Source organism: Streptomyces flaveolus (genome assembly GCF_014648815.1).
Lineage (GTDB): Bacteria > Actinomycetota > Actinomycetes > Streptomycetales > Streptomycetaceae > Streptomyces > Streptomyces flaveolus.
Genome location: NZ_BMRV01000003.1, coordinates 674,799 through 681,388 on the forward strand (window position 1 = coordinate 674,799; position 6,590 = coordinate 681,388).

The following is a 6,590-nucleotide window of genomic DNA, read 5'->3' on the forward strand; positions in this document are numbered from 1 at the left end:
GTACCACGAACCGGATATGATGTATCCGGTTCGGTCGTGGCATCAGCGGAAAAGGAGTCGTCCATGGGCAGGCAGACGGGAGGCGAGGAGCCCGCTGTGGCAGGGGCACGTCCGCTGCGGCGGGACGCCGAGCTCAATCGTCGACGCATTCTCGAGGCCGGACGCGAGGTCTTCGCCTCACGAGGGTTTCAGGCCACGCTCAACGATGTCGCCCACCACGCCGGCGTCGGGGTCGGCACGGTCTACCGGAAGTACCCCGACAAGCAGGCACTCGCAGAGGCCGTCTTCGGTGAAGAACTCGCCGAGATCGCAGCGATGGCGCAACAGGCCCGGGCCGAGGAAGACGCCTTCGCCGCCTTGGCCGGCTTCCTCGAGAGGGCCCTGGCGCGGGCCGCGCGCAACCGGGGGCTGCGTGAGTTGATGCGCCACGGCACCGTCGAGGGCGCCGGCCTGGCCCGAGCGCGGCAGGAGATCGCCGCGCACTGCGAACATCTCGTGGCCCAAGCCTGCGCCCAGGGTGCGCTGCGGGACGGAGTCACCGAGGCCGATATCGCACCGATCGCGGCGATGATCGACGCCGTCATGGCCCTGTCCGGCGAAGACCCTTCCGAGATGTGGCGACGCTATCTGGCGATCGTGCTCGACGGGCTCCGCTCCCACCCCTGTCAGGCACCGCTGCCCGGCCCCGGAGGCGCCGGCTGACCCGGTGACGCTGCCGCAACCGCGCTCAGCAGCGCCGGTCCCCGACTCCGCAAAGGCGGAATCAGGACCTCGAGCGCCAGATGTATGGCCGAGCCTCGTTCGCCTAGGTCAGAGCCCGCATCCCCCCGGCGTCGCCATCACCGGCCAGAACCGTTCTTAGAAACCCCGTCAGCAGCTGCCTTTGGTGAGGTTGCGGACGGAGTGAAGGCACGTAGTTCCTCGAAGAGGACTCGCTTCTGCAGGCAGTGGAACAGCTGTCCGAGCGGGCGATCGAACAGGCGCCGCTGAGCTTGTGCGGCCAGTCACCGACATCGCCCCGGTGGCGGTAGTGGGCCTGCGCCCCGGGACGATGGGCGCAGGGAGGAGAAAGCCCAGAGGCAACCGACGTGGCGGAGCCGGTTGCGCTTGACCATGCGGCGTCCGACGTAGCGTTTCGTGCCGGAGGCGCGGGTGATCGGTGCGAATCCGGCATAGGCCTTGAGGCCGCGGGCGTCGGCGAAGCGGTTGCGGTTGTCGCCGGTCTCGGCGAGAACACGTACCGCGAGCTGGACGCCGAGGCCGGAGGAAGCCCTGGAGTATCTCGGCATCTGGATGGTCGCGAAAGCTGGCATCACCTGCTTCGGTGAGATCTTCAGGGAGTGATGTCTGTGTGACAGCTCAGCTGCCGCAAGCCGATAAGGCTTGGTCCGGGATGTGATGCACGCCTCCGTTAGCGCTGTCACCGGGGCTGCAGTGTCACGACCTGTCCGCCCCGACGCTGGAGTAATGGTCAAGACCTGTCCACTGGCGACCCAGTGGGGTGAAAGCACCAGCGGGGCGACCGGGCTTGAGTCTCCCGTGGGGGGAGGCACGAAGGTGCAGGCATGGACGGCGACACGCTCTTCACGACCTGGGCCCTTGCCCGGCGGACCGTGCGGACGGTCAAAACCGACGGGATCCTGGCGTAGTCGCTTTCACGCGCCTCTACACTGCCCGGGTGATCAACGATCTGCCTGCTGGACTGACCGCCCGACATCCAACGGCCGCAGATCACCTGCGGGTGCTGGCCGTGCTGGACAGGTGGTGGGGCGGACTCAAGGGCGAGGCCGGGTCAATCGAACGCTCGCTGCTGCTTCCGCGCCTGTACTTCCAGCACTTCACCACCACCAGCTTTCTCATCGAGCGCCCCGACGGAGAACTCGCGGCGTTCCTTGTCGGCTTCTTCTCGCAGACCGAACCGGACGTTGCCTATGTGCACTTCGTCGGCGTCGACCCGGCGCGGCACGGGCAGGGAGTCGGGCGCGCCCTCTACCGTGCCTTCTTCGCTCTCGTACGGGCCCACGGCCGCCGGTATGTCCACTGCATCACCAGCCCGGAGAACACCGCCTCCCAGGCCTTCCACGCCCAACTCGGGTTCACGGCCGCACCCGCCCAGCCGGACTACGACGGTCCCGGATTCGACCGCGTGGCCTTCAGGGTCGACCTGGCGCGACGTGCGTCCAGCCCTCCGCGTCGGCTCCGGGTGCTGGACGCGGTCTTGGCCCTTGAACACCGCCCAGAGTTAGGTGAGCCGGGCGGCGACGACTGGCTCACCCTGGTACGAGCGCCGGAAGGCCTGACGGTGATCCGTTGTGCGGACAGCTCGGTGCCCGCGGCCGATCGCTGGATCGCGCTGTATGACGCCGATCCGAGCCACGGACTCGACGAGCCGGGTCTGCTGGCCGCCGTCCTCACGCCGTTGGCCTGCGCCGCGATTCCGGTGTTCACCGCGTCGACCTACCATGCCGACCTGGTACTTTTCCCCGAACAGCGCCGTGACCAGGCGCTGGCTGCTCTGCGTTCGGCCGGATACGAGATCGGCTGACTCACGTAGAGGGGGGCCTTCAGGCGTGCGACGAGGACTGCATGCTCGCCCCCTTGCTCCAGCGTCTTCGTGGTGGCGCGACCAGGCGGAGATCGGTGGGGGCTGCGCAGCGAGCCGGAGGCTCATTTCGGTCTCGATCTGCTGGGCCTGCGGCCGGACGCGATGGCCGCCCGGGTGATCACGCGGCGGGCATCTGCCGCTGTGCCCGACGGCGTCGGCAAGTTGTCGCCGCTGCCCTTTCGGGAAGGCTTCCTCAGCCCTCTGATGCCCAGGCCGATGACCTCCTCGTCGCGTAGCGCGCCCGCGTACGCCTGGAACTCGTCGTCGCCCTTCAGGTACTCGCCCCAGCCCTCGGCGTGCCGGCGAGGCTCACCTGGAGTGGACCGGTGCTCGCCCACCGGTGGGGGAGAGGGGCGGGGTTGGTGCTGTGCGGTGGCTGTGGTGACGCGCGCTGGGGATCGTGGTGGTCCGGTCTCGGTGGGGGCCGAGCCCGGGTCCCTGACGGTCCTGCTTCGGGCGTCGTGGACGCGATGGTCGTCCTCGAGGGCGGCAGCACCGGGCCGCGGTCGTCCGCGGCTGGTGCTCACTCGCGTCCGGTGGGCCTGGTGGGTGTGGCGAGGACGACGAGGTCGTCTTCGTGGAGGCTTGCGGCGATGGCTGTTCCGTGGTGTTCGGTGATGCTGGTGACGAAGCTGTAGGTGCCGTCGTCTGTTCGCAGGTCGTGGATGAGGTGTCCGTCGAGGTTGTAGGCCATGGCCCAGGCGAGGGGGGTGGGCTTGGGGCGGAGGGTTTCGGGGAGGTTCCACAGCAGGGTGCGCAGGAGCCCGGGCAGGGGCAGGAGCCTGTCGAGGAGGGTGTTGCGGGGTGCGGCGATCGCCACCCACAAGAGTTGGTCGCTGCCGAGGCTGATGTTGTCGGGCAGGCCGGCGAGGTTGTCGGTGAAGGGTTCGGTGGTTCCGGTTTTGGGGCCGGTGAGCCAGTAGCGGCTGATGCGGTATCCGGTGGTTTCGGCTACGAGGAGGTGGGAGGCGTCGGGCGCGAGGACCAGGCCGTTGGCGAACTTCAGGTCGTCGCGCAGCACGGTGACGGCGCCGTCGGGGGTGCGGCGGACCAGGAGACCGGTGCAGGAGTGCTCGAAGACGTCGCCGAGGTAGTGGTCGAGGTGCCAGCGGCGGGTGGAGACGGTGAACCAGATGGTGCCGTCCGGGCCTTCGGCCACGTTGCTGGCGAAGGTCAGGGGCAGACCCGCGACGGTGTCGACGAGGACCTCGACCGCTCCGTTGTGGGACATGCGCAGCAGGCCGCGGTCGTGGTCGCAGATTAGGAGCGTGCCGTTGGTGGAGGGCGCAAGCCCCAGCGGGCGGCCCCCGGTGTTGCCGATGACGGTGCGGTCGCCGGTCGCCGGGTCGATGCGGACGATGGTGCCGTCGGCGAGGCCGGTGTACAAGCGGCCGTGCGGGTCGAAGGTTGCGTCTTCGGGGCCGTGGCCGCCGGTTGAGATGCGGCGGGTGACGGTGAAGCGGCTCGTGGTGGGTGTTCGGCCCTGGTTGGCCGGGGCCGGGGGAGGGGTCCAGAGGCGGGGTGAGAGGAGACGGCGGGTCGGTGTCACGGCTGGCTCCCTGCCTGGGCGTCGGCGGTGTCGGGGGGCATCCGCACAGCGGCGGAGGTGGCGCGGCCCCGGCGCGGTTCGAGAGGGACGACTGCGATGGCGAAGCGCGGGTTTCTGGGACGACTTCTATCAGATGGCCTGCCCTGGCTGTGCTGTTGAGGTGACGATCGCCCTCGGGTGGTTACGGGCGCCGTCCAGCGGTCCGGGGCCGGCATGGCAGGCCCCGCCCCTCGGTCCGTACCCGCTCAGGCCGCGCCCGCATCCACGGCCCCCGCTGCCCACCATGAGGCCCGCACCCAAACTCAGGCTCAGACCGCCGGCCTCAGTGCACGTCGGGACTTCACCGCTGGCCTGCTGGTATGCGTGGCCGCGTCGTTGACCAGAATGTCCAGACCGCTGAGCTGGCGTTCGGCAGTAGCTAACAGCTCCTCGGCTGGGCTCGGCCAGATCCAGCTGGGCCACGATGACCTTCCCGCCCGCCTTCTCGGCCCGCTGCACGACCTCGTCCGCAGCATCCAGGTTCTGCGCGTAGTTGAAGACCACCGTCGCTCCGACTCGCGCGAGCCGCAGCACGATGGTCCGGCCGATCCCCCGCGAGCCACCGGTGACGACGGCTGCCTTGCCTGTGAGCATCGCCACGATCTCTCCCTGCCTTGATGGGCTTCCGGCGCGAACACCCAGACGTACCAGGCGGCTTCGGAGGAGTGAAGTCTTCGAGGGGGTCCACCGATCTGATAGAGCACTTCCGCCTTCATCCAAGGGGGCACAACCTACGTCCGACAAGGGCGCCTTTGCCATCGGTTCCGGTGCGGGCAGGGAGTTCCCTGCGGGGCAGGTCGTTCGGGTCGGACAGTGGCGGCATCTCGGTGATCTTCGACGGTTTGCAGTATCGAGGCGGCGGGATCGCCGAGGGGAGCTGCTTGTGTTCGCCGGTGGTCTCGTCGGTGCGTTAAGCCCTGCGGGATAGAGAGCTGTCGTGGAGGTGGGGGCGAACATGGGGATCCAGTAGCGGGCGGTCATAGTGACGTCTTCGGCGGCGACGTCGCGGTCTTCGCCGACGCGTGGATCGACGGCGGTGGGCGGTTGGTGCAGATCCGTATGAGCGTGAACGTGTCCGGGGCGGGGGTGACGCTGACCATGGCCCTGTCGGACATCGGTGAGCCGGTCCGCGTAACGGTTCCACGGGCCTTGGACACGGTCCCCGTCACCGAGGTCGGCGGCGTTCTGAACGGCTGAGCCGGTTGGCCGCCGGGCGGGCCTGCGGTTGAGGTGCCTGGCAGGGCACTGCATGGGCCCTGCGGCGGTGGCCGGGGCGATTGTGGTGTGTTGGGCCTGGTAGAAAACTGACCTGTGGGTGTCCAAGAGCGCGAACGCAAGGTGTACCGGCCGCTGCGGCGGGCCGGCCTCGAGGTGGTCCCGGACGCAGTGCCGGACGGCACGATGCCGTTCGTCTTCGGCTACGGCCGCGAGGACATCGTCGGCGGGTTCTCGCACCGGTACGAGACTGCACGGCTCGTCGAGCGTCTCAACGAGGACTGGTACGACCTGGCGGTTTCCTCGGGTCTCCTCGATCGGCGGCGCGAGTTCCTGGTCCTGCTTCCCCACGGCACTCACACGCACCAGGCCGTCCTGCATCAGCAGAACCAGCCCTATGGCCGCCGTGCCGCACCGGCGGTCTGGGCCCGGGTCCGGCTCCTGGACCGCTGGGACATCATGGGCCGGGGTGCGGCATCGGCGTTCCTCGGCATACGTGCGGGCCACCCGGGCTTCGGCATGATGGCGCTCGACAGCAGCGTGTACATCGGCTGCTCGACCGGGGAGAGCGGTGTTGACGTGAGTGCGGTGGCTCACCCGGCCCGCTCTGAGAACATCCTGCGGTACCTGCAATGGTACGCACATTGGGACTATTCCCGCGCCGACAGGGAGTTGCAGAGGCGGATCGCCGTCTGGCTCGCGGGCCGCGCACCGGGGACTGCCGGTCGTTACGATCAATGACCGCGCAGCCCCCGGCGAAGGGGCCGGCAAGATTGTCGCCGTCCGTCGGATCATGTGGCTGACTTCTTGCCGCATCGTTCACCTGACCACAGGGTGGGTGACCGGACGGAGGCCCAACGGGAGCGGTTTCGGCCGTTTTTGATGGTCAGTAACGGTTGTTGCGGGCGGGGCGGGATCATCGGCAGGTGATCGGCGGGTGTTTTCGTGGGGTACGACCGGCGTGCGGCGGCGTGATTCACCTGAACAGGTCGGCCCGTGGAAAACCGTCTATGAACGACACAGCCTGCCCTCGGCTGAGGGAACTTGCGAGCGGCTGCTTCAGCAGGTCGACGCGGAGCTGATGCGGTGTTGAGGTCTGCTGGGACATGGCGGCCGATTCCACCGTCGTGCGGGCCCATCAGCATGGCGCCGGTGCGTGCACCGCACGGGGTGCGGGCGGAT

General features: G+C 68.8%; 7 protein-coding genes. 4 read left to right on the forward strand and 3 right to left on the reverse strand.

The genetic code is table 11. The features are described from left to right. The first annotated feature begins 63 nt into the window (after window positions 1-63). Window positions 64-702 (forward strand): TetR/AcrR family transcriptional regulator, encoded by a 639-nt coding sequence (locus tag IEZ05_RS10875; RefSeq protein WP_189229788.1) that lies wholly within the window; start codon window positions 64-66, stop codon window positions 700-702. Between the two features lie 302 nt (window positions 703-1,004). Here IEZ05_RS10875 and IEZ05_RS37065 read toward each other — a convergent pair whose 3' ends face one another. Then, complete coding sequence (locus IEZ05_RS37065; protein WP_189229789.1) at window positions 1,005-1,313, reverse strand: transposase; 309 nt, start codon at window positions 1,311-1,313, stop codon at window positions 1,005-1,007. A 365-nt stretch (window positions 1,314-1,678) separates the two neighbouring features. Here IEZ05_RS37065 and IEZ05_RS10885 point away from each other — a divergent pair, with 365 nt between their 5' ends. Next, window positions 1,679-2,545, forward strand: a complete 867-nt coding sequence (locus IEZ05_RS10885; protein ID WP_189229790.1) for a GNAT family N-acetyltransferase — start codon at window positions 1,679-1,681, stop codon at window positions 2,543-2,545. Between the two features lie 583 nt (window positions 2,546-3,128). Here IEZ05_RS10885 and IEZ05_RS10890 read toward each other — a convergent pair. After that, entirely contained in the window at window positions 3,129-4,154 is a 1,026-nt protein-coding gene (locus tag IEZ05_RS10890; RefSeq protein ID WP_189229791.1) for an SMP-30/gluconolactonase/LRE family protein, read from the reverse strand. A gap of 129 nt (window positions 4,155-4,283) precedes the next feature. Continuing rightward, the gene (locus tag IEZ05_RS36925) at window positions 4,284-5,174 is read right to left on the reverse strand and encodes an SDR family NAD(P)-dependent oxidoreductase (RefSeq protein ID WP_308426917.1); all 891 of its coding nucleotides are present in this window, start codon (window positions 5,172-5,174) and stop codon (window positions 4,284-4,286) included. Between the two features lie 78 nt (window positions 5,175-5,252). On the opposite strand from IEZ05_RS36925, the gene IEZ05_RS10900 reads away from it, so the two are divergent. Both IEZ05_RS10900 and IEZ05_RS10905 read left to right on the forward strand, forming a co-directional pair. Next, window positions 5,253-5,390: a hypothetical protein gene (locus IEZ05_RS10900; protein ID WP_189229792.1), complete on the forward strand. Its 138-nt coding sequence runs from the start codon at window positions 5,253-5,255 to the stop codon at window positions 5,388-5,390. A gap of 114 nt (window positions 5,391-5,504) precedes the next feature. After that, window positions 5,505-6,149, forward strand: coding sequence for a hypothetical protein (locus IEZ05_RS10905; RefSeq protein WP_229869663.1), 645 nt, complete (start codon window positions 5,505-5,507; stop codon window positions 6,147-6,149). Window positions 6,150-6,590 lie beyond the last annotated feature (441 nt).

What these genes read in the sequence shown, in the direction of transcription:
- IEZ05_RS10875 (WP_189229788.1), top strand. Translation starts at nt 64, where the DNA reads ATGGGCAGGCAGACGGGAGGCGAGGAGCCCGCTGTGGCAGGGGCACGT.
- IEZ05_RS37065 (WP_189229789.1), bottom strand. Translation starts at nt 1,313, where the DNA reads ATGCCAGCTTTCGCGACCATCCAGATGCCGAGATACTCCAGGGCTTCC.
- IEZ05_RS10900 (WP_189229792.1), top strand. Translation starts at nt 5,253, where the DNA reads ATGAGCGTGAACGTGTCCGGGGCGGGGGTGACGCTGACCATGGCCCTG.
- IEZ05_RS36925 (WP_308426917.1), bottom strand. Translation starts at nt 5,174, where the DNA reads ATGACCGCCCGCTACTGGATCCCCATGTTCGCCCCCACCTCCACGACA.